Source organism: Parasedimentitalea maritima, from assembly GCF_005771405.1.
GTDB lineage: Bacteria > Pseudomonadota > Alphaproteobacteria > Rhodobacterales > Rhodobacteraceae > Parasedimentitalea > Parasedimentitalea maritima.
Window position 1 is genome coordinate 147,769 of sequence record NZ_VAUA01000008.1, and the last position, 21,289, is coordinate 169,057.

23 protein-coding genes are annotated in these 21,289 nt (G+C 53.4%); 17 read left to right on the forward strand and 6 right to left on the reverse strand.

The features are described from left to right. Positions 1–56: 56 nt before the first annotated feature. Complete coding sequence (locus tag FEE96_RS16215) at positions 57–920, reverse strand: MBL fold metallo-hydrolase (RefSeq protein WP_138164169.1); 864 nt, start codon at positions 918–920, stop codon at positions 57–59. Positions 921–1,194: 274 nt separating this feature from the next. On the opposite strand from FEE96_RS16215, the gene FEE96_RS16220 reads away from it, so the two are divergent. Further along, positions 1,195–1,410 carry a hypothetical protein gene (locus FEE96_RS16220; RefSeq protein WP_138164170.1) on the forward strand — a complete coding sequence of 72 codons (216 nt, stop codon included), beginning with the start codon at positions 1,195–1,197 and terminating at the stop codon, positions 1,408–1,410. Between the two features lie 6 nt (positions 1,411–1,416). Here FEE96_RS16220 and FEE96_RS16225 read toward each other — a convergent pair whose 3' ends face one another. After that, positions 1,417–1,635, reverse strand: a complete 219-nt coding sequence (locus FEE96_RS16225; protein WP_138164171.1) for a hypothetical protein — start codon at positions 1,633–1,635, stop codon at positions 1,417–1,419. 143 nt (positions 1,636–1,778) lie between these two features. On the opposite strand from FEE96_RS16225, the gene FEE96_RS16230 reads away from it, so the two are divergent. The 5 genes from FEE96_RS16230 to preA all read left to right on the forward strand — a co-directional run bounded on the left by FEE96_RS16230 (position 1,779) and on the right by preA (position 6,217). Then, the gene (locus FEE96_RS16230; RefSeq protein WP_138164265.1) at positions 1,779–2,042 is read left to right on the forward strand and encodes a DUF2312 domain-containing protein; all 264 of its coding nucleotides are present in this window, start codon (positions 1,779–1,781) and stop codon (positions 2,040–2,042) included. A 192-nt stretch (positions 2,043–2,234) separates the two neighbouring features. Beyond that, complete coding sequence (locus FEE96_RS16235) at positions 2,235–2,633, forward strand: RidA family protein (RefSeq protein ID WP_138164172.1); 399 nt, start codon at positions 2,235–2,237, stop codon at positions 2,631–2,633. Positions 2,634–2,727: 94 nt separating this feature from the next. Beyond that, on the forward strand, positions 2,728–3,372 hold the full coding sequence (locus FEE96_RS16240) for a cupin domain-containing protein (protein ID WP_138164173.1): 645 nt from the start codon (positions 2,728–2,730) through the stop codon (positions 3,370–3,372). A 150-nt stretch (positions 3,373–3,522) separates the two neighbouring features. Beyond that, entirely contained in the window at positions 3,523–4,857 is a 1,335-nt protein-coding gene (locus FEE96_RS16245) for an NAD(P)-dependent oxidoreductase (protein ID WP_138164174.1), read from the forward strand. Between the two features lie 55 nt (positions 4,858–4,912). After that, positions 4,913–6,217, forward strand: coding sequence for an NAD-dependent dihydropyrimidine dehydrogenase subunit PreA (gene preA, locus FEE96_RS16250; protein WP_138164175.1), 1,305 nt, complete (start codon positions 4,913–4,915; stop codon positions 6,215–6,217). An 81-nt stretch (positions 6,218–6,298) separates the two neighbouring features. On the opposite strand, the gene FEE96_RS16255 is transcribed toward preA, so the two are convergent. Continuing rightward, positions 6,299–6,916 (reverse strand): TetR family transcriptional regulator C-terminal domain-containing protein, encoded by a 618-nt coding sequence (locus FEE96_RS16255; RefSeq protein ID WP_138164176.1) that lies wholly within the window; start codon positions 6,914–6,916, stop codon positions 6,299–6,301. A 226-nt stretch (positions 6,917–7,142) separates the two neighbouring features. Here FEE96_RS16255 and FEE96_RS16260 point away from each other — a divergent pair, with 226 nt between their 5' ends. The 9 genes from FEE96_RS16260 (at position 7,143) to FEE96_RS24125 (ending at position 15,757) form a co-directional block, all read left to right on the forward strand. After that, a complete protein-coding gene (locus FEE96_RS16260; protein ID WP_138164177.1) occupies positions 7,143–8,393 on the forward strand; it encodes a Zn-dependent hydrolase in 1,251 nt (416 codons plus the stop codon). Then, positions 8,390–8,734: a barstar family protein gene (locus tag FEE96_RS16265; RefSeq protein WP_212744785.1), complete on the forward strand. Its 345-nt coding sequence runs from the start codon at positions 8,390–8,392 to the stop codon at positions 8,732–8,734. Before FEE96_RS16260 ends, FEE96_RS16265 begins: the two co-directional genes overlap by 4 nt. A gap of 13 nt (positions 8,735–8,747) precedes the next feature. Further along, positions 8,748–10,205 carry a dihydropyrimidinase gene (hydA, locus tag FEE96_RS16270; protein WP_138164178.1) on the forward strand — a complete coding sequence of 486 codons (1,458 nt, stop codon included), beginning with the start codon at positions 8,748–8,750 and terminating at the stop codon, positions 10,203–10,205. Positions 10,206–10,262: 57 nt separating this feature from the next. Next, positions 10,263–11,072 carry an ABC transporter ATP-binding protein gene (locus tag FEE96_RS16275; RefSeq protein ID WP_138164179.1) on the forward strand — a complete coding sequence of 270 codons (810 nt, stop codon included), beginning with the start codon at positions 10,263–10,265 and terminating at the stop codon, positions 11,070–11,072. After that, positions 11,065–11,523 (forward strand): GNAT family N-acetyltransferase, encoded by a 459-nt coding sequence (locus FEE96_RS16280; protein WP_212744786.1) that lies wholly within the window; start codon positions 11,065–11,067, stop codon positions 11,521–11,523. Before FEE96_RS16275 ends, FEE96_RS16280 begins: the two co-directional genes overlap by 8 nt. Further along, the gene (locus FEE96_RS16285; RefSeq protein WP_138164180.1) at positions 11,520–12,449 is read left to right on the forward strand and encodes an ABC transporter permease; all 930 of its coding nucleotides are present in this window, start codon (positions 11,520–11,522) and stop codon (positions 12,447–12,449) included. The genes FEE96_RS16280 and FEE96_RS16285 overlap by 4 nt, the downstream gene beginning before the upstream one ends. Further along, on the forward strand, positions 12,446–13,291 hold the full coding sequence (locus FEE96_RS16290) for an ABC transporter permease (RefSeq protein ID WP_138164181.1): 846 nt from the start codon (positions 12,446–12,448) through the stop codon (positions 13,289–13,291). Before FEE96_RS16285 ends, FEE96_RS16290 begins: the two co-directional genes overlap by 4 nt. Positions 13,292–13,481: 190 nt before the next feature. Further along, entirely contained in the window at positions 13,482–14,465 is a 984-nt protein-coding gene (locus FEE96_RS16295; protein WP_138164182.1) for an ABC transporter substrate-binding protein, read from the forward strand. Between the two features lie 788 nt (positions 14,466–15,253). Further along, positions 15,254–15,757 carry a 4Fe-4S binding protein gene (locus FEE96_RS24125; protein WP_425467331.1) on the forward strand — a complete coding sequence of 168 codons (504 nt, stop codon included), beginning with the start codon at positions 15,254–15,256 and terminating at the stop codon, positions 15,755–15,757. Between the two features lie 17 nt (positions 15,758–15,774). On the opposite strand, the gene FEE96_RS16305 is transcribed toward FEE96_RS24125, so the two are convergent. The 3 genes from FEE96_RS16305 to acs all read right to left on the reverse strand — a co-directional run bounded on the left by FEE96_RS16305 (position 15,775) and on the right by acs (position 19,040). Next, complete coding sequence (locus FEE96_RS16305) at positions 15,775–16,275, reverse strand: flavin reductase family protein (protein WP_138164184.1); 501 nt, start codon at positions 16,273–16,275, stop codon at positions 15,775–15,777. Between the two features lie 112 nt (positions 16,276–16,387). Then, positions 16,388–17,071 carry an adenylate kinase gene (locus tag FEE96_RS16310; RefSeq protein WP_138164185.1) on the reverse strand — a complete coding sequence of 228 codons (684 nt, stop codon included), beginning with the start codon at positions 17,069–17,071 and terminating at the stop codon, positions 16,388–16,390. 10 nt (positions 17,072–17,081) lie between these two features. Beyond that, entirely contained in the window at positions 17,082–19,040 is a 1,959-nt protein-coding gene (gene acs, locus FEE96_RS16315; RefSeq protein WP_138164186.1) for an acetate--CoA ligase, read from the reverse strand. 510 nt (positions 19,041–19,550) lie between these two features. On the opposite strand from acs, the gene FEE96_RS16320 reads away from it, so the two are divergent. Continuing rightward, positions 19,551–20,561 (forward strand): C4-dicarboxylate TRAP transporter substrate-binding protein, encoded by a 1,011-nt coding sequence (locus FEE96_RS16320; protein WP_138164187.1) that lies wholly within the window; start codon positions 19,551–19,553, stop codon positions 20,559–20,561. Between the two features lie 76 nt (positions 20,562–20,637). Then, positions 20,638–21,285: a TRAP transporter small permease subunit gene (locus FEE96_RS16325; protein ID WP_138164188.1), complete on the forward strand. Its 648-nt coding sequence runs from the start codon at positions 20,638–20,640 to the stop codon at positions 21,283–21,285. Positions 21,286–21,289 lie beyond the last annotated feature (4 nt).

Here is a 21,289-nt window from a genome sequence, read left to right on the forward strand (position 1 = left end):
AGATATGCCATTGTCCGGATTGACCGAGCTAGCGGTTAATCCCAATGTCGCGGGTACTAGATTTTGTTGATCGGCAACTTCAGAAACACATCGCCCTGTTCATCAGGTTCAGGCATTTGGCCTGCGCGCATGTTCACCTGCAACGATGGCAAAATCAATTTTGGCATGCCTAAAGTTGCATCGCGCGAATCTCGCATCTTGGTGAAATCTTCGATGCTGCGCCCATTGCCAATATGAACGTTTAGAGCTTTTTGCTCGCCAACAGTTGTTTCCCAGGCAAACTCGTCCCGGCCTGGTGCCTTATAGTCGTGACAGACAAAAATCCGGGTTTCGTCAGGCAATGCCAGGATTTTTTGGATCGAGGCGTAAAGCTGTGCGGATGAACCGCCAGGGAAATCACAGCGCGCTGTGCCGAAATCTGGCATGAACAGGGTGTCCCCGACAAAAGCGGCGTCGCCAATTACATATGTCATACAAGCTGGCGTATGTCCGGGTGTGTGCAGTACGTCTGCCTGCATCTGGCCAATGTTAAAGCTGTCACCATGGGACAAAAGGGCGTCAAACTGGCTGCCATCACGTTGGAATTCGGTGCCCTCATTGAAGACCTTACCAAAGGTGTCCTGTACCACGGTAATGTTTGCGCCGATGCCAATTTTCCCACCCAGTTTTTCTTGTAAATAGGGGGCGGCAGATAGGTGATCGGCATGGACATGACTTTCCAGAACCCAGTCTAGTGTCAAGGCTTGTTCAGTGATCCAGCTGATGATAATGTCCGCCGAGGCTGTATTGGTGCGACCAGAAGCATGGTCAAAATCAAGCACCGGGTCGATGATGGCACAAGCACTGCTTTGCGGATCGCGGGCGACATATGAGACTGTATTTGTAGCTTCGTCAAAAAATGCTTTTACAAGTGGCGTCATAGTCTCTCTCCGTTCAGTCAATTAATCATATAGCGATATCAGAATGTGTATCAAGAGGCATGTTAGGTAGGTTGAGCACAAAGGTGTCATTGGACCGAACAATACAATGTAAGGTCTGCAATTGTGATCATTGATCCAGTGGGCGGAAATGGTTTCCGTCTTTCTTCGCAATGCCATCGTAAATAAGGTGTGTAATCGCGAAGTTGTCGTTGGATTTGTATTTTCAGTAGGAAACGGCGTGTCATTCTGAGTTGAAAAAGGAAGGGGCCGTCAAATGAAGACAACCGAGCTACTGCAAGCAGCCGAAAGGTTGGAGGAGCGCATTGTCGGCGCCAGTATGACTGCCCGACAGGCCTTGCAGCCGGAATTCAACGAAGTATTGAGCCAATTGCGCGCGAGCGGCATAGAGGTGCCATCACGGTTGACTAAGCTGGATAGAGAATTGGGCGAAGAGGCGATCGAAGCTTATTTTGAGAGCTATACAGCGTGAAAAAGCTCAACCGAGCAAAACGCCAACTATGACCAGCATGAGACCTAACATCGAAAGCAGAAGGGCACCCAGGTTGTAGGGCAAAACCGACTGCACCACTGCGCGCAGCGATTCGTCGTCCAATTTCTGTTTACGGGCCCGCATAACGCGTAGGATGCACCAGATCAGGCCAAGCAAACCGGCAATGGAAATGGCGGCGCCTATCCAGACTAGAATTTCAAACATGGCCGGGCTCCTATGAACTGTCCGCGATCGCGCCTAAAGGATTGGCGAAGAACCTGCAAGGGCCGCCGGTCCAATCGCAGCTTGCAGTGACAGGTGATGGCCTGTATTCCGACCACAAAATTCCTACCGCGACGGAGCTGATGATGGATGTGACCGAACAAGAAAAAAGCGACAGCTATCGTGTAACAGCCGGGGAGCTGCGCCAATTTGTCGAGCGGCTGGAACGGCTGGATTCTGAAAAGAAAGACCTTGCAGAGCAAATGAAAGAGGTCATGGCAGAGGCCAAAGGACGCGGTTACGACACCAAAGTAATTCGCAAGTTGGTGGCACTGCGCAAACGCGACAAAGATGACATTGCCGAAGAAGAGGCAGTGTTGGAGATGTATAAAGAAGCGTTGGGAATGTGAATTTCTGCGTTTGGTGTTTTGGGGCCTAATTTTCCCGCGAAACATAACACACAATGCTTAGAAGGGCGGCCATTTAGGCCGTCCTTTTTTCTTGGAGGCAAGAGTTTGTGAGTCTTGCGATGTTTTAAGCTTGAAATATATTTTCAGATGCAGGATTACTGTAGAGGTAACACTGTGAAAGGAAGACGCGCCATGGCTACAATTTCTGTACACCCCGAAGGGTGGAAGGTGGCCAAGGGCTATGCCAATGGTATGATAGGCGACGGTCGTGTTTTGTTTGTTGGTGGACAAATAGGCTGGACTGCACAGCAGGTGTTTGAGGTGCAGGATTTTATCGGCCAGATGAGCCAAGCCTTGCGCAATATTCTGGATGTGGTCGAGACCGCAGGCGGTACGGCGAGTGATATTACCCGGCTTACATGGTATGTGACTGACAAAGCTGAATATCTGGCGCACCAAGCCGAGGTTGGCCAAGCCTATCGCGCGGTGATGGGGTATCATTTCCCTGCAATGACAATGGTTGTGGTCGCGGGCCTGGTTGAAGATGAGGCCAAGATTGAGATCGAGGCGACGGCGATGTTGTCCCATTGATTGGAAGGCTGATTTTCTAACCACTTTATTGTGATGCAGCTTTTGCAGGTCCGTCATTGTGCTTAACTCTGTTGCAAATCAGATGGAGAACGTGATGCGGATCAATGCCGATTTTGAACAGCGTGCAGTGGTGCGTTTTGCCGATACCCCTTGGGTGCCTAGCCCGGCAGCAGGAGTTGAGCGCAAGATGTTAGACCGTATTGGTGAGGAAGTTGCGCGAGCCACTACTATTGTACGCTTTGCACCAGGGTCGTCATTTGATGCCCATACCCATGATGGCGGCGAAGAATACTTGGTTTTGGAAGGCGAGTTTCAGGACGAGACCGGGAACTTTCCGGTGGGAGCCTATGTTCGTAATCCTCCAACGTCGCGCCACACCCCAGCAGCGCCGAAGGGGGCAGTGATCTTGGTGAAGTTACATCAATTTGATCCTGCTGACCGGGTCACCGTCCATGTTGATAGCGACGCAAGCAATGATCCGGTTGTGGCGTTGTTTGAGGATGAAAGCGAACAGGTCAGCATAGAGACCTGGGAACCTGGTCAGCGTATTTCGCGGTCGGCGCCGTCGGGAATGGAGGTCTTCGTTCTTGAGGGTGGGTGTCGCGAAGGAGATGATGTTCTGTCTCGCTGGGATTGGTTGCGCCTGCCTCCTGAGGGTGAATTTGAAGGTCAGGCAGGTCCCGAAGGGGCCCGGGTGTGGATCAAAACGGGACATTTGTCGCAGATGGGCGAAAAATAGGTCTTCTGTTTTAGTTTAGAAAACAGCTGGTTAGGATCTGAAGCCGGGTAGGTGTGGTAGGTTTTTCCCTGTTTCAAAATTTTACCAGTTGATAAAAAAATGAATTGTGGCACTCTGGATGTAACAAGAACACATCCAGGGAGACACCCAATGGCGAGTAGCCATCAGGCATCCGGCATTCAGGCAGGGCGTTTGTCCAGCCAAGATATTGTCGATAACTTCGGCGATTTGCATCCTGCTTATGACGCGCACGAGGCATCAGTTGCGGCAGATCGCTGCTACTTTTGTTATGATGCGCCTTGCATGACCGCATGCCCGACCAGCATTGATATCCCGCAATTCATTCGCGAGATTCAGACCGGAACCCCCGAGGCCGCCGCGCGTACGATTTTTGACCAGAATATCCTTGGCGGAATGTGTGCCCGTGTTTGCCCAACCGAGACGTTGTGCGAAGAGGTCTGTGTTCGGGAAACAGCCGAAGGCAAGCCGGTCGAGATTGGCCGCCTTCAACGTTATGCGACTGACGCATTGATGGCAAAGGGTGGGCACCCGTTCACACGTGCTGCAAGCACTGGTAAGCGTGTTGCCATTGTAGGCGCTGGCCCGGCTGGGCTGTCCGCTGCGCACCGCTTGGCGATGCTTGGTCACGATGTTGTTGTTCACGAAGTGAAAGGCAAGTCTGGCGGGCTCAATGAATTTGGTATTGCTGCCTACAAAAGCACCAATGATTTTGCGGCACGTGAAGTCAGCTGGCTGATGCAGATCGGCGGTATCAACGTTAAACATGGCGATGGGCTGGGGGCTGGATTAACTCTGGACGCATTGAAAGCAGACTTCGATGCAGTGTTCCTGTCGATTGGACTGGCCGGTGTTAATGCATTACGCGCACCTGGAGAAAACAAAGATGGAAGCCGAGACGCAGTAGAGTTCATTGCTGAGCTACGCCAAGCAACCGACCTGTCCACATTGGCAGTTGGGCGCAACGTCGTGGTCATTGGCGGTGGTATGACAGCCGTTGATGCCGCAGTGCAGTCGAAGCTTCTTGGGGCGGAAAATGTTACTATCGCCTATCGCCGTGGACAGGACGCCATGGGGGCGAGCCGTTTTGAGCAAGATCTGGCGACGTCCAAAGGTGTGAAGCTGATGTTCAACGTTATGCCTGTCGCGTTGCATGGTGAAGGCGCGGCAAGTGAGATCGAGCTAGAGTACACCAGTATTGTTGATGGTAAAGTGTCTGGCACCGGTGAAACACTGCGTCTGGCAGCTGATCAGCTGTTCAAGGCGATTGGTCAAACTCTGGAAGGTCAGCCGGAAGGTTTGGTTCTTGAGGCGCGCAAGATCAAGGTTAACGACACAGGCCGTACGTCGGTTGCAGCAGTCTGGGCTGGTGGCGACTGTGCCTCGGGCGGCGAGGACCTGACAGTGACAGCGGTTGCCGAAGGTCGCGATGCCGCAATGGACATTCATTCCAGCCTGATGGGCTGAGCAAGCCTTGGGGCCTGCTCAAGTGCCCCAAGCTAGCAATTCAAGGAGCAGATAAATGGCTGATCTGACAACAGAATTTTTAGGGATCAAATCTCCCAACCCGTTTTGGCTGGCCTCAGCGCCACCAACGGACAAGGAGTACAACGTGCGCCGCGCCTTTGAGGCCGGATGGGGCGGGGTGGTTTGGAAAACGCTGGGTTCGGAGGGGCCTCCGGTGGTTAACGTGAATGGCCCACGCTATGGCGCGATCTTTGGTGCAGACCGTCGCTTGCTGGGGTTGAACAACATCGAGTTGATCACGGATCGACCGTTGGAAGTGAACCTGGAAGAGATCACCCGGGTCAAGAAAGACTATCCAGATCGGGCAATTATTGTCTCGCTGATGGTGCCCTGTGAAGAGCAGGCCTGGAAAGATATCCTTCCCAAGGTTGAAGCCACCGGTGCTGACGGCATTGAGCTGAACTTTGGCTGTCCGCATGGCATGGCTGAACGCGGTATGGGGTCGGCTGTTGGCCAGGTCCCGGAATATATCCAGATGGTCACCGAATGGTGTAAAAAGTACTATTCTAAGCCAGTTATCGTAAAATTGACGCCAAATATTACTGATATTCGTCAACCTGCACGTGCGGCAAAAAACGGCGGAGCAGACGCTGTAAGCTTGATCAACACCATCAATTCGATTGTTTCCGTTGATCTGGATATCATGGCGCCCAATCCAACCATTGGTGATAAGGGGACGCACGGCGGGTACTGTGGTCCGGCGGTTAAACCGATTGCGATGAACATGGTTGCTGAAATTGCGCGCGACCCGCAGACCCATGGCCTGCCAATTTCGGCAATTGGTGGCGTGACCAACTGGCGCGACGCAGCTGAGTTCATTTCATTGGGCGCTGGCAATGTTCAGGTCTGCACCGCGGCGATGACATATGGCTTCAAAGTTGTCGAAGAGATGATTTCCGGTTTGTCACAGTGGATGGACGAAAAGGGCCATGCGTCAATTGCAGATTTCATGGGGCAGGCGGTTCCGAATGTTACGGACTGGCAGTACCTGAACCTGAACTATGTCGCCAAGGCTGTGATTAACCAGGAAGATTGCATCAGCTGTGGTCGCTGTTTTGCAGCATGCGAAGACACGTCGCACCAGGCGATCGCGATGTCCGAGGATCGGGTTTTCACTGTTAAGGATGATGAGTGCGTCGCTTGCAACCTGTGTGTGAGTGTCTGCCCAGTCGAAAACTGCATTACAATGGAGCAAGTCGCCCCTGGCCAGTTGGATGAGCGGACAGGTGAAGTCGTTTCAGAAGGTTATGCCAATTGGACCACTCATCCCAACAACCCCTCGGCAACTGCGGCCGAATAAGGGGCGCGTTGATAACCGCGGTTATCGGCGAAACCAACTCAGATGTAAGAAAGGGCGGTCCGAGAGGGGCGCCCTTTTTTGTTAGTTGTCTGAAGGTGTTAGCATACGTCGATACAGGGTATCGAGATATTCGGGAGCCGCATCAAATGGATCTTCATCAGCCATTAAGGCACGAACCTGAACATCAAAATCTGCATAGTGCTGCGTTAGTGACCAGATCGAAAATAGCAGATGCTTTGGGTGTGCAGAGTTGATTTTTCCAGCTTGCATCCATCGTTGCAAAAGGGCGGATTTTTCTTCGACTAGAGCATTCAAATCAGTGGCAATTGTACCCAGTAGACGCGGAGCGCCTTGCACAATCTCATTGGCATAAAGGCGGCTTTCACGTGGAAAATCGCGGCTCATTTGTAATTTTCTCTGAACATAGGCCAGGATTTCTTCCATTGGGTCGCCATCGGGATCCAGGGATCGCAAGGGGTCTAGCCAGGTGCCCAGAAGTTGGGCCATCAGCTCGTTGAAGATGGCCTCTTTTGAAGGGAAATAGTACAACAGGTTTGGTTTGCTCAGCCCGGCTTCGGTGGCAATCTGATCCACTGTTGCGCCGCGAAAACCGTGAGTTGAAAACACTTCCAGTGCAGCCTCGAGAATGGCAGCGCGATTCTTTTTCTGGATCCGGGTGGGTGCGCGGTCTTTGGTCATAGCGGTGTCTTTGGTCCTGACTCGGGCGGCGACCCAGTGATGCCTCAAATTTAACATTTCCCCATGTTTTTCGGGGTTTTTCCAGCTGAAGCGCCGCAATTTCTTGACTAGTGCCTGACCCGTGATAGCGTGAGTTTTACCAGTTGGTCAAATCAAAGCCGCGACATGCGGATGGGCTAACAAAACAATACCGCCAAAAGGCGGACAGACGGGGAAGGATCACACCATGGCTGCGCTTGGTCAAAATCTAACAATCAACAGCGAGCGGCTGTGGGACAGCCTGATGGATATGGCTAAGATCGGGCCCGGTGTCGCTGGGGGTAACAATCGCCAGACGCTGACAGATGAGGACGGTGAGGGGCGGGCCTTGTTCCAAAATTGGTGCGAAGCTGCCGGTTGTACGATGGGGCTGGACCAGATGGGCAATATGTTTGCTCGCCGCGAAGGCACCGATCCGGAAGCTCTGCCGGTTTATGTTGGCTCACATCTCGATACCCAGCCAACAGGTGGTAAGTATGACGGCGTGTTGGGTGTGCTTGGCGGGTTGGAAATCCTTCGATCACTTAATGATATGAATATAAAAACAAAACACCCCATTGTGGTGACCAACTTTACCAACGAAGAAGGCACGCGATACGCGCCCGCAATGCTGTCATCTGGGGTGTTCGCCGGCATTCATACCCAAGACTGGGCCTATGATCGCGAAGATGCCGAGGGCAAGAAGTTCGGCGATGAGCTGAGCCGGATTGGTTGGCGTGGTGACGAGGAAGTTGGTGCGCGCAAGATGCATGCGTTCTTTGAGCTGCATATCGAACAGGGGCCAATTCTGGAGGCAGATGAAAAGGACATTGGTGTTGTCACCCATGGTCAGGGCCTCAGCTGGACGCAAGTGACTGTGACCGGCAAGGATGCACACACTGGGTCCACCCCGATGCCGATGCGCCGCAACGCAGGTCTTGCCATGGCGCGGATGTTGGATGCGGTGGATGAGATTGCCTGGCGAAATGCCCCACATGCGGTTGGCGCGGCTGGTCACATTGATGTTTACCCCAACTCGCGCAATGTGATCCCGGGTAAGGTGGTCTTTACCGTCGATTTCCGCAGCCCCGAGCTGGAGGTGATCGAAGATATGGAACTGAATTTCCGCGAGCAGGCTCAGGACATTGCAGAAGCTATGGGCGTAACGGTTGAGTTTGAAAAGGTTGGCGGATTTGATCCGGTCAAATTTGACGACACCTGTGTCACCGCGGTGCGTAATGCAGCGGACCGGCTGGGCTATTCTCATATCGATCTGATATCGGGGGCTGGCCACGACGCTTGTTGGATCAACCGTGTAGCCCCAACGGCGATGGTGATGTGCCCCTGTGTGGATGGGCTGAGCCATAATGAGGCAGAAGAGATTAGCCCGGATTGGGCAGCCGCTGGAACCAATGTGTTGTTCCATGCGGTGGTGGAGACGGCGGAAATTGTGGAGTGAACTCAATTTCTAAAGTTGTCGAAATCGACGGGAGTGCTGTTGTCAACTGGTCAAGTTTCCACGATCAGTTCTCGACCAAAATGGGGTTCCCGGCTTTCTATGGCCGAAACGGTAACGCTTGGATTGACTGTATGACTAGTGTGGATTGTCCGGAAGACGGGTTAAGTTCGGTTACGGTTATAAAAGGCGCTACGCTTACGCTGCAAGTTTCTGAAGCCTCGAGTTGGGCAACCCGCCGTCCAGAGGTATGGGCGGCATTTCAAGAAATGACTGCATTTGTGAACTGGCGGCGCATCGAACAAAATGAAGGGGCTGTACTGGCTCTTTCTTATTACGCTTAGGGGAGAGACCATCATGGTCACGAAAGTCATCAAAAATGGCACGATTGTTACTGCGGATCTCACTTACAAGGCAGACGTCTTAGTTGAAAACGGGGTAATTACCCAAATCGGCCCAAATCTAAAAGGTGATGAGGAGCTGGATGCTACCGGCTGTTACGTGATGCCGGGCGGGATTGATCCGCATACCCATCTGGAAATGCCTTTTATGGGCACCTACAGCTCGGATGATTTTGAAAGCGGTACGCGGGCTGGTTTGGCTGGCGGCACCACTATGGTGGTGGACTTTGCACTGCCAAGCCCGGGTGAGAGCCTGTTGGATGCGCTAAAGCGGTGGGATAACAAATCGACCCGTGCCAACTGTGACTATTCCTTCCACATGGCGGTGACCTGGTGGGGAGAGCAGGTGTTTGACGACATCAAAACCGTTATCCAGGAACGTGGTATCAATACCTTCAAACACTTCATGGCCTATAAGGGCGCGCTGATGGTGAATGACGATGAGCTGTATTCGTCATTCCAACGTCTGGCCGAGTTGGGCGGGATTGCCATGGTGCATGCCGAGAATGGCGATGTGGTGGCAGAACTGTCCGCTAAGCTGTTGGCAGCAGGCAATAATGGCCCCGAGGCCCATGCCTATTCCCGTCCTCCACAAGTCGAAGGTGAAGCCACCAATCGGGCGATTATGATTGCTGATATGGCTGGGGTTCCGCTCTATGTAGTGCACACATCCTGTGAGGACAGCCACGAGGCCATTCGCCGTGCGCGGATGCAGGGCAAACGGGTCTGGGGTGAGCCTCTGATTCAGCACCTGACACTGGACGAGAGCGAGTATTTCAACCCGGATTGGGATCATGCTGCACGCCGGGTGATGTCGCCTCCGTTCCGTAACAAGCAGCATCAGGACAGTCTTTGGGCGGGTCTACAGTCTGGTTCGTTGTCTGTTGTGGCCACTGACCACTGTGCGTTTACCACCGAGCAGAAACGCAATGGCATTGGTGATTTCACGCAAATCCCCAATGGAACAGGCGGGTTGGAAGATCGGATGCCGATGCTGTGGACTCACGGTGTGGCCACAGGTCGCCTGACGCCTAATGAGTTTGTCGCTGTGACCTCGACCAATATTGCCAAGATCCTGAACTGCTATCCCAAAAAGGGCGCGGTTTTGGTTGGAGCAGACGCCGATCTGGTTGTCTGGGACCCCGAGAAAAGCAAGACTATTCAAGCCTCTACCCAGCAAAGTGCAATCGATTATAATGTGTTCGAAGGACATGAGGTCAAAGGCCTGCCGCGCTTTACCCTGACCCGTGGCCATGTGGCCGTTCACGATGGTGAGATCCGCTGTCAGGAGGGACACGGCAAGTTTGTATCGCGCGAGGCAAATACGACGGTCAACAAGGCGTTGAGTTCCTGGAAAGAACTGACCGCGCCACGCCCGGTGGAGCGTTCGGGCATTCCGGCAACTGGCGTTTAATCAGCGGCGGGTCGCTGGAAATGGCGGCCCAATACCCAGTGTTATCAAGGCAATAGAATGAATATTGAAACGACTACCCAGGCTGATGCTACCAAGGCCGTCGTCGAAGCACGGAATCTGGATCTGGTGTTCCCAACCAATGACGGACCGGTGCAGGCGTTGAAAGATGTAAACCTGACAATCAACAAAGGTGACTTTGTCAGCTTTATTGGTCCGTCGGGCTGCGGCAAGACCACGTTCCTGCGGGTGATGGCGGCGTTGGAGCAGCCAACTGGCGGGGAGATCACCGTCAACGGCATGAGCCCCGATGAGGCGCGTCGTCAGAGAGCCTATGGCTATGTGTTTCAGGCCTCGGGTCTGTACCCATGGCGCAACATCGCGCGTAACATCAAGCTGCCGCTAGAAATTATGGGATATTCGAAGGCGGAACAGGATAAGCGCGTTAACGAAGTGTTAGAACTTGTTGAATTGTCAGGGTTTGGTGGGAAATACCCTTGGCAGTTGTCAGGCGGGATGCAGCAGCGCGCCAGCATAGCGAGGGCGCTGGCCTTTGATGCGGATATCTTGCTGATGGATGAACCGTTTGGGGCGCTGGACGAGATTGTTCGTGACCATCTGAATGAACAGTTGCTGAAACTCTGGGCGCGGACCAACAAAACCATTGGATTTGTCACTCACTCGATCCCCGAGGCGGTGTATCTGTCGACCAAGATTGTGGTGATGAGCCCGCGGCCCGGGCGGATCACGGACGTCATCGAAAGCCCGCTGCCAAAAGAGCGGCCGTTGGATATTCGTGACAGCCCAGAGTTTATCGAAATCGCTCATCGGGTGCGGGAAGGTTTGCGGGCAGGGCATTCAGATGACTGAAGTGCGTCGAGCAGAGCTGCGCGACGTGGCTGGGATGGCTGCCATCGTGAACGGTTGGATTGACGACACTGAGTGGATGCAGCGTGACTTACCTTCTGCAGAGATCGAGAACTCGCTGAGCAAAGGGTTAGAGCTGCGCGAAATTTGGGTGGCTGGTGATCCGGTCCAAGGATATCTCTCCCTGGAAGTGGAGATTAAGCATATCTGGGGGTTTTATTGCGCACATCCTGGTACTGGTGTTGGCAAGACGCTGTTGGATCAAGCCAAAAAAGGGCGAGATTTTCTATCACTGAACACCCACGTGCCAAACAAGCGTGCACAGCAGTTCTACCTGCGTGAAGGTTTTAGACCCGTGGGCGAATTGGATGAAGGCAAGCCGAGCACCTTGGTTTCGCTTGACGGGCGCGAGCCAACGGGTATCCGTGAGCTTCGGATGGAGTGGCATTCATGAAAACTTTGATCGCCGTCCTGACCGTTCTCTCTGTAATTATCGCTTTTTGGTATGCGGCTTGTTTGCCAATGAATATCAAAGGTGTCCTGACTGAAGCCGAACGCGCTGGCGCCGAAGTCACTCCAGCAGGCGCAAAAGAACGTCGGGACTTGGGAGAGTTTGGACTGGTGCTGGACAATAGCTTTGCTATCCCGGCTACTTGGGCACAGGATCGACCACGGCTGCCTGCTCCGCATCAGGTTGCGCAGGAATTGTGGAAGACGACTGGTGCAATGGTACTGAAAGGGAAAATGATGTCCAAGCGCAGCCTGTTTTATCACGGCTGGGTGACGCTGAGTGCCACATTGCTGGGCTTTGCCATTGGTACCGGGCTGGGTATTTTGCTGGCGGTGGGAATTGTGCATTCGCGCGTTATGGATATGTCAGTGATGCCCTGGGCTATTGTCAGCCAGACCATTCCGATCATTGCGCTGGCGCCGATGATTATCGTGGTGCTCTATTCGATCGGCGTACAAGGGATACTTCCCAAGGCGATAATCTCGGCCTATCTTAGCTTCTTCCCGGTTGTGGTTGGCATGGTCAAAGGCCTGCGCAGCCCGGATGGGATGCAGCTGGATCTGCTGCGTACCTATAATGCCAGCACCAATCAGGGGTTCTGGAAGCTGCGGCTGCCTGCTTCGATGCCTTATCTGTTTGCGTCGCTGAAGATTGGTATCGCTGCCTCGTTAGTCGGCGCAATTGTAGGCGAATTGCCAACAGGTGCGGTAGCTGGATTGGGTGCGCGACTGTTGGGTGGTAGTTACTATGGGCAGACTGTGCAGATCTGGTCGGCGCTTTTTGCTGCGGCCATTCTGGCGGCCTGTCTGGTGGCACTGTTGGGATTGATTGAGCGATCCGTTCTGAAACGGATGGGGATGGGCGCATGATCTTGGTTATCTTAGCAGTTCTCGTCTGGTGTGGCGGCTGGTGGTTGAACAGTCGTCTGGCCAATGGGTCTCATGCGGCAACACGTGAGGTGCAGCTCCTGGTCCCAGTGATTTTCGGCTTCACATTGGTGATGGTTTGGCAACTGCTTGTTCGCGGGCTTATGGTGCCTTTGGTCATCTTGCCAGCGCCAACTGATATCGCATCAGCCTTTGGCGCAAATCTGTCCAAGCTGTGGGAAGATTTCTTGCAGACCTTCGTGAAGGGTGCACTGAGTGGCTATGTGATTGGTTGCTCGGCGGCGTTCCTGATGGCAATAGTGATGGACCGTAGTGATTTCCTGCGCCGCGGGCTGCTGCCGGTGGGCAACTTTGTGGCTGCCTTGCCGATTGTCGGAACTGCACCAATTTTGGTGATGTGGTTTGGTTTTGACTGGCACTCCAAGGCGGCTGTTGTTGTGGTGATGGTGTTCTTTCCGGTACTGGTGAACACTGTGGCCGGCCTGCGCGAAACCAGCGCCATGCAGCGGGACCTGATGCAGACCTATGCCGCCAGCTACTGGCAGAGCTTTTTCAAGCTGCGCCTTCCGGCGGCGTTGCCGTTTATCTTCAATGGTCTGAAAATTTCGACCACGCTCGCATTGGTTGGTGCGATTGTGGCTGAGTTTTTCGGATCTCCGACGGTCGGCATGGGATTTCGGATTTCCACCAGCGTTGGGCAATTGGCACTGGATATGGTTTGGGCTGAGATTGTCGTGGCCGCACTCGCCGGGTCGTTGTTCTACGGGGTGGTGGCTATGGTCGAGAAGTCGTTGACCTTTTGGCACCCGTCACAACGGCGTTGAAAAAGAGATACTGCAGCGCCTTGGAGGAGGGGACTGCAGAACCGGTTGGGCGCTCCGGAGCCGTTTTATGGCTGAGCGTGCCCAAAATTCGGGCAGGGCAAAAGTCGCCTTGCTGAAAGAACAAGAAAAACTTTGAACGGATGGTCAAATTCTTGCAAGCTTTGACCATAATCACAGGGAGTAACTACCAATGAAACACATTTTGACAGCCGCCGCTCTGGCGCTGAGTGCTGCTGGCACCGCGCAGGCAGCCGACGAGGTTCGCCTGCAGTTGCAATGGGTGACACAGGCACAATTCGCTGGCTACTATGTCGCTCTGGACAAAGGATTCTATGGCGAAGAAGATCTGGACGTCACCATCCTGCCGGGTGGCCCGGACATTGCCCCGCCTCAGGTGCTTGCTGGTGGCGGCGCTGACGTAATGCTGAATTGGATGCCTTCGGCACTGGCTGCGCGTGAAAAAGGCCTGCCTGTGGTGAACATCGCCCAGCCTTTCAAAACCTCGGGACTGATGCTGACCTGCTGGAAAGACACCGGCATCACCAGCCCGGCGGATTTCAAGGGTAAGACAATTGGTGTGTGGTTCTATGGCAATGAGTACCCCTTCCTGAGCTGGATGAGCAAAGAGGGCATCAGCACCGATGGTGGTGAAGATGGTGTGACCGTACTGAAGCAGGGTTTCAACGTTGACCCACTGCTGCAGCGTCAGGCTGACTGTATTTCCACAATGACCTACAACGAATACGGTCAGGTTCTGGATTCTGGTGTGTCTGAGGACGAACTTGTGACCTTCAAGTATGAAGACCAGGGGGTAGCAACGCTGGAAGACGGTATCTATGCGCTAGAAGCCAATCTTGAAGATCCGGCATTCCAGGACAAAATGGTTCGGTTTGTACGGGCGTCGATGAAGGGGTGGAAATATGCAGAAGCCAACCCCAGCGAGGCCGCTGACATCGTATTGGACAACGATGCATCTGGTGCACAAACCGAGGCACATCAGCAGCGCATGATGGCGGAAATTGCCAAATTGACCGCTGGCAGCAACGGGTCTCTGGATCCTGCAGACTTTGACCGCACCGTGTCTACATTGCTCGGCGGTGGGTCGGACCCCGTGATTACTAAGGTACCGGAAGGAGCCTGGACTCATTCCATCACAGATGCTGCACTGAACTGAAACTAATCATAAACTGAGTAGTTTCAAATCGAATTGCCCCGCCGTGTTTCCTCACGGCGGGGCATTTGTTAAAAATCAACAAAATTTAGCTATTTGATTCAGTGCACCCTTGAGTTGCTAAAGATGAGTCCTAGATACGTTTAGGGTAGAGCGAACCATATTGTTCGCCTGAACTCGGGAAGTCTTTCAGCCCAGAAGGGGGAAGCATGTCCGACTGGAAGCGATCCAGTGTCTGTCTTTGCCATTCCAGCACAAGCACTGGTAGTGATTTTTGCCTACGCTCGGCTGTTCGGAAACATAATCCAGCTGTTGACGTTTATCATTCAACAGCCGGGGAAACAGCATTGCCGCTCTTGGGACTATGCGAAGCAGCAATCGAAGAGCGGAAATCAGATCAGCGAACTCACGTTTTGATATTGCATACTGAGGCCGGGCATTCTGATGTGAGCCAGGCGGAGTGGTTTGACAATACAGCATGGGTACATGCGGTTCAAATATGTGACTTAGAGCGGATTAGCCATGTGGACCTGTTGTTGACCTTAGCACTGGGGTTTGACTTTGTGCTTCTACAGAAACTGCCACTTGGGCATGCCGCGGCTGATCAAAGTAGAGAAGTTGAACTGGCTCAAATGATGGGAGGTGAAAGGCGGCTGGAGCTGTTTGTGTCCCAGTTGGAGCTCCGCAATTCTATGGCGGAACTGCCTAGGGCTGGCGGACGTTGGCCCTATAAAAGGCCCGTTCTAGGCCCAAACCGCCGCGCAACGGCGCGGGCGTGTGCGACGGTATTGATGCCAACGGTGCATCAGCCATTGAACCTTCCGCAGGATGCGCCCTACGGAACAGTCGAACTGGATTTGTCAGCTTGCACCATGTGTCAAAGTTGCGTGTGGTTATGCCCAACCGATGCGCTATCGATTGGCGAGCATAAGTGTGAGCTGGTCTTCGTAGAAAGCCATTGCATCCAATGTGGGATGTGCAAGTCCATCTGTCCCGAGGATGCGCTAAAATTAAGACCTAGGATTGATCCACAACCAAGTGCGGACACACAACAAATATTGCATCAGGTTGAGCCATTTAAATGTACATCCTGTGGTGTGCCTTTTGTTGCAAAATCTATGATGGACAGATTGTTAGCCCGGATTTGGGGGCGCAAGGGGGTGCAGGCTTCGGAGGACGTCCAGGAATTGATCCCCCTGTGTCATTCCTGTCAAATTCAGAAACAACAAGGCGGCAACACAAAGCGCGCGCCGATGATGATCAAAGCGGGGCAGGTGTCGCGGCAACCGCTATAGTGGTTAGAAACTGAGTATCAGTTCTGTTCTAAAAAACCGCCATAAAGCCCTTGTTTGAAAATTAGTCCCTTTCCAGGCCGGGTTGTGGCTGACAGAACTTCCCCTATCAGGATCGAATGATCTCCGCCTGGGTGGCGGGCAAAATGGCGGCAATCAAACCGTGCAATGCAATCAGGTAGTGTTGGAGTACCCACTGCGTTGGGCTGCCAGCTTACCGGTTCAAAATCTTCACCGTTGCGAGCAAAATGCTTGGCCAGATCAAGTTGATTTTCGCCCATAATATGAATGGTGAAATGGTCTGCATCTATAAAGGCGTTGTGGCGAAGCGAGTTCTTTGCCGGGCACCACAACAGTAAAGGGGGATCCATCGACACTGAGGTGAAACTATTTGCTGTGATGGCCAAAGGGCCACGGGGCGTCAGAGTTGTTACAACCGTGACGCCAGTGCCAAAACAGCCCAGTGCATCACGGTAAGCACGGACGGTGTCGGGTCCGGGCGTAAAATTGGATTCGGACATGCCGCGCGCTCTTCTTTGGTTCCACCAGCTGACCTGACATGAGGACAAAGGTTTGTCCACTATATTGCGGCTGATGCCAATACGGCCCCCATCAGTGTGGGGGCCGTCAGCGTTAATTCATAGCTTGAGTTGTCAATGTAGCCATTGCTGCGGCAATGGCGCTGATCTCACCCATTGCATCTACTGACTTCAGCACATCTTTGCCTTGGTAATAGGCAATCAAGGGTGCAGTTTGCGCGTGGTAAGCTTCCAGGCGCGATCCGACCGTTTCAGCGTTGTCGTCCGCGCGACGCTTCATCTGGGTGCTACCGCATTTGTCACAGGTGTCAGCCTTTGCCGGCGCCTTGAACGTGTCATGATATCCTTCCCCGCAGCCGCCACAGGTGAAGCGACCAGAAATCCGGGTGACCATCGCAGCATCATCCACTTCGAGGCTGATCGCTGCATTGATCTGTTGGCCAGATTCGTCCAACAGATCATCCAGCGCCTGAGCCTGTACCGTGGTGCGTGGGAAGCCATCAAGGATGACACCCTTTGCGCAGTCATCGGCATTCAGCCGGTCTCGCAGAATGTCGATGACAATTTGGTCACTCACCAAATCGCCAGCTTCCATAACCGCCTTGGCTGCCTTGCCAGCTTCGGTGCCTTGGGCTACGGCGGCGCGAAGAAGGTCACCCGTGGATAGTTGAACCAGACCAAAACGCTCTTCTAGCATTCTAGCTTGGGTTCCTTTTCCAGCACCGGGTGGGCCGAGCAAGATTAGAACCGCGGGTGAAGTAATAACTTCCGCATCCATACTCATCCTCCTATTTTCCGGACCGATTGGCGATCAAATCATCAACCACCGACGGGTCGGCAAGTGTCGATGTGTCCCCAAGGCTGCCAAAGTCGTTCTCAGCGATTTTACGCAGGATCCGGCGCATGATCTTGCCTGAACGCGTTTTGGGCAGGCCAGGGGCCCATTGGATTACGTCTGGGCTGGCAATCGGGCCGATCTCTGTGCGCACCCAAGTCCGCAGCTCTTTCAACAGGGCGTCGCTGGGTTCGGCATCATTCATCAGGGTGACGTAGCAGTAGATACCCTGACCTTTGATGTCATGTGGATAGCCGACCACTGCGGCTTCGGCGACGGCGACATGTGCAACCAGTGCGCTTTCGACCTCGGCAGTCCCCATACGGTGACCGGAAACGTTGATTACATCGTCAACACGACCGGTGATCCAATAGTCCCCATCCGCATCGCGTTTACAGCCATCACCCGTGAAGTAATAGCCTTTGTAGTCCGCGAAATAGGTTTTCTGGAACCGCTCGTGATCGCCCCAGATTGTGCGCATTTGACCAGGCCAGCTGTCTTTGATGCAAAGGACACCATCGACATCATTGCCTTCAATCTCTACGCCGGATTGCGGATCAAGTACGACGGGCACAATACCAAAAAACGGTTTCATTGCTGACCCGGGCTTCATCGCATGGGCACCAGGCAAGGGGGTCATCAAATGGCCACCGGTTTCAGTCTGCCACCAGGTGTCAACAATCGGGCAACGCCCGCCGCCGATTACCTCGTTGTACCAGTTCCAGGCTTCGGGATTGATCGGCTCACCCACGGTCCCCAGAGTGCGCAAGCTGGACAGGTCGCATTTTTCAACCCATTCATTGCCTTGCCCCATGAGTGCACGCAGTGCGGTGGGGGCGGTGTAGAATTGGTTGACCTTGTGCTTTTCGCAGACCTGCCAGAACCGGCTGGCGTCGGGGTAGGTGGGTACACCTTCGAACATCAGTGTGGTGGCACCATTGGCCAGCGGGCCGTAGACAATATAGCTGTGCCCCGTGACCCATCCAACATCAGCCGTACACCAGTAGACATCGCCATCGTGGTAATCAAAAGTGATTTCGTGGGTCATGGCCGCATAGACCAAATAGCCACCTGTGGTGTGAACCACGCCCTTGGGTTGACCGGTTGAACCCGAGGTATAAAGGATGAACAGCGGATCTTCGGCGTTCATCTCGACTGGTGCAAAACTATCGTCGGCCGCGGCAGACAATGCGTTGTAATTGTAATCACGGCCCTCAATCCAAGTGGTTTGGCCACCTGTACGTTTGACCACCAGACACTTCACGTCTTCCTTACAGTGCAACAACGCTGCATCAGCATTGGATTTCAACGGTGTTTGACGTCCGCCGCGTGGGGCGTGGTCCGCTGTGATGACAACCTTTGCATCGGAGCCGTTTACCCGCGCTGCCAGGGCGTCGGGACTGAAGCCTGCAAAAACAATCGAGTGAATCGCGCCAATACGGGCACAGGCCAGCATGGCGTAGGCAGCCTCTGGGATCATCGGCATATAGATAATGACACGGTCGCCCTTAGTCACACCCATCGAGGTCAAAACATTGGCCATCCGGCATACAGAGCCGTGCAGCTGCTTGTAAGTGATGTTCTGGGCTGGCTCGTCTGGATTGTCAGGCTCAAAAATAATTGCGGTCTGATCACCACGGGTCGCAAGATGGCGGTCGATGCAATTGGCGCTCACGTTCAGCGCGCCATCTGAGTACCAGTTGATCGAGACCTCGCCAAAATTGTAGTTGACGTCTTTCACCTGGCTATAGGGCTTAATCCAATCAATGCGCTTTCCCTGTTCGCCCCAAAACGCATCAGGATCGGTAATCGAGGCCGCATACATCTGTTCATATCCGGCAGCATCAACATGCGCACGGGCAACGGTTTCGGCCGACGGCGGATAAACGACACTCTCGTGTTGCGTGGTCATCCTGGGTCCCTCCCTAATATTTTATCAGCTTACCAATCGACCGCCAATGAGCGGGGCTGGCAAACCGTTTCCATCCTCGGCGACGATCATAGAGCAGGTTGAAAATATGTGAATAAGCGACGGGAAAATAACGATTTGCTTGTAAACGATTTTCCGATGATTTCACTTATCTGTAAACAAAATTTACAAAGTGAAGAAATTTCCATGGTTTGCTAAATAATTACCTGTCAATGAAATCTGGGGAATCTGTTTTACAGCATTTACTCCACTAAGCCGTGGCTGGGTAAGAAACTGCAACCAAGCCGTGTGACATATTGTACGGGCTTATAGCTTCATTAGTTAGCTCAGAGGTTTATCTGCAAAAAAATTCAGCGAGTCGCAGGTGTTTGACCGACATTTGGCGGCAGTGCATTTACTTTCAGTAGTTTCCCGGGCTTGGCAGCGGCTTGGCTAGTCGTTAGCTTACCCTCAAGCGCCCCACTATGAGGGTTCAAACCGGGAGAAAAAACTATGAATAAGATGTTGACCGCGGCCGTGATGGCCACAGCGGGATTTTCTGTTGCCTCTGAAGTTGCAGCCACTGAGTGGAATGTATCTGTTTGGGGTAAGCGTCGGGCCTTTACCGAGCATGTTGAGCGCCTTGCTGAGCTGGTTAGCGAAAAAACCAATGGTGAGTTCACTTTGAACATCTCATATGGTGGTCTGTCCAAGAACAAAGAAAACCTGGACGGTATTTCCATTGGTGCCTTTGAAATGGCGCAGTTCTGTGCTGGCTACCACCGTGACAAGAACCCAACAATTACTGTGCTGGAACTGCCGTTTCTGGGTGTGAATACACTCGAAGAAGAAGTTGCGGTAGCCAATGCAGTATATGCGCATCCTGCAGTTCAGGCCGATCTGGCACGCTGGAATGCGAAACTGCTGATGACCTCACCGATGCCTCAGTATAATCTGGTCGGTACGGGTGATCCGCGCGATAGCCTGGCCGCGTTCAAAGATATGCGGGTCCGTGCCACTGGCGGTATCGGCAAAGCCTTTGCTGCTGTGGGTGCGGTTCCGACTTCGGTTACAGCAACCGAAGCCTACAACGCGATGGAATCAGGTGTTGTTGACACCGTTGCGTTTGCCCAGCATGCGCATCTGGCCTTTGGTACAATCAATCGTGCTGATTGGTGGACTGCGAACCTGAACCCCGGCACCGTGAACTGCCCAGTTGTGGTCAACACAGATGCCTATGACATGCTGAGTGATTCTGAGCGTGAAGCGCTGGACAGTTCTGTTAGCGAATCCATCGACCATTACCTGGCCAACTATGGCGAACTGCTTGCCAAGTGGGATGATGTCCTGGTCGAAAAAGGCGTGACCAAGGTCGAAATTTCCGAAGACCAACTGGCCGAGTTCCGCACTGTGGCTGCTGACCCGATCCGCGAGCAGTGGATCGCGGACATGTCTGCTCAAGGCATTCCTGCGCAAGAACTGTATGATCTGGTGATGGATACACTGGCTGCTGAACGCAAGTAAGCGGTTAAACATGACCAAGGCCGGGCAGCAGTGCCCGGCCTTTTTGGTTTCTAAAATATAGGTAAGGATCTGTCCCATGGCGACAAGCGCTGCGGTATTGGAAGATGGCAGTCTGATTAGCCGGTTGGACGGTCTGCTGCTGCGACTAGAACAATTGTTAGCGTTGGTCAGCGGAATAGCGGTGTTTTCTTTGATGGTGCTCGCGGTGGTTTCCGTGGGAGGGCGCAACGCAATGAACGCGCCGCTGCCCGGTTATGTGGACTGGATTGAACAGGTGATGCCATTGATCGCTTTCATGGGAATCTCCTATGTGCAACGCGACGGTGGTCATATCCGGATGGATATTCTTATTGGCTCGCTCCGAGGCCGCGCTTTGTGGCTGTTTGAATTGGTCTCGGTTGTGCTGGTCCTGCTGCTGATGATGGCCCTGGTCTGGGGCAGTTGGTCGCATTTTGGTCGGTCTTTTGATTTTGCTGCACCACTTTGGAGCCGGGATAGTTCGATTGATATAAGTCTGCCGATTTGGCCTGCCAAACTTCTGGTTCCGGTGGCGTTCTCGGTGCTGTGCCTGCGGCTGGTACTACAGATCTGGGGTTACGGTCGCGCATTGGTGTTGGGGTTGGAAACTCCTGTGGCGGTGCCGCTAATTCAAAGCGCTGCAGCGCAGGCGGCAGCGGAGGCGGAACAGTTGAGTGACGCTGGCAATAACGGCTCACAGGGCTAAGGGG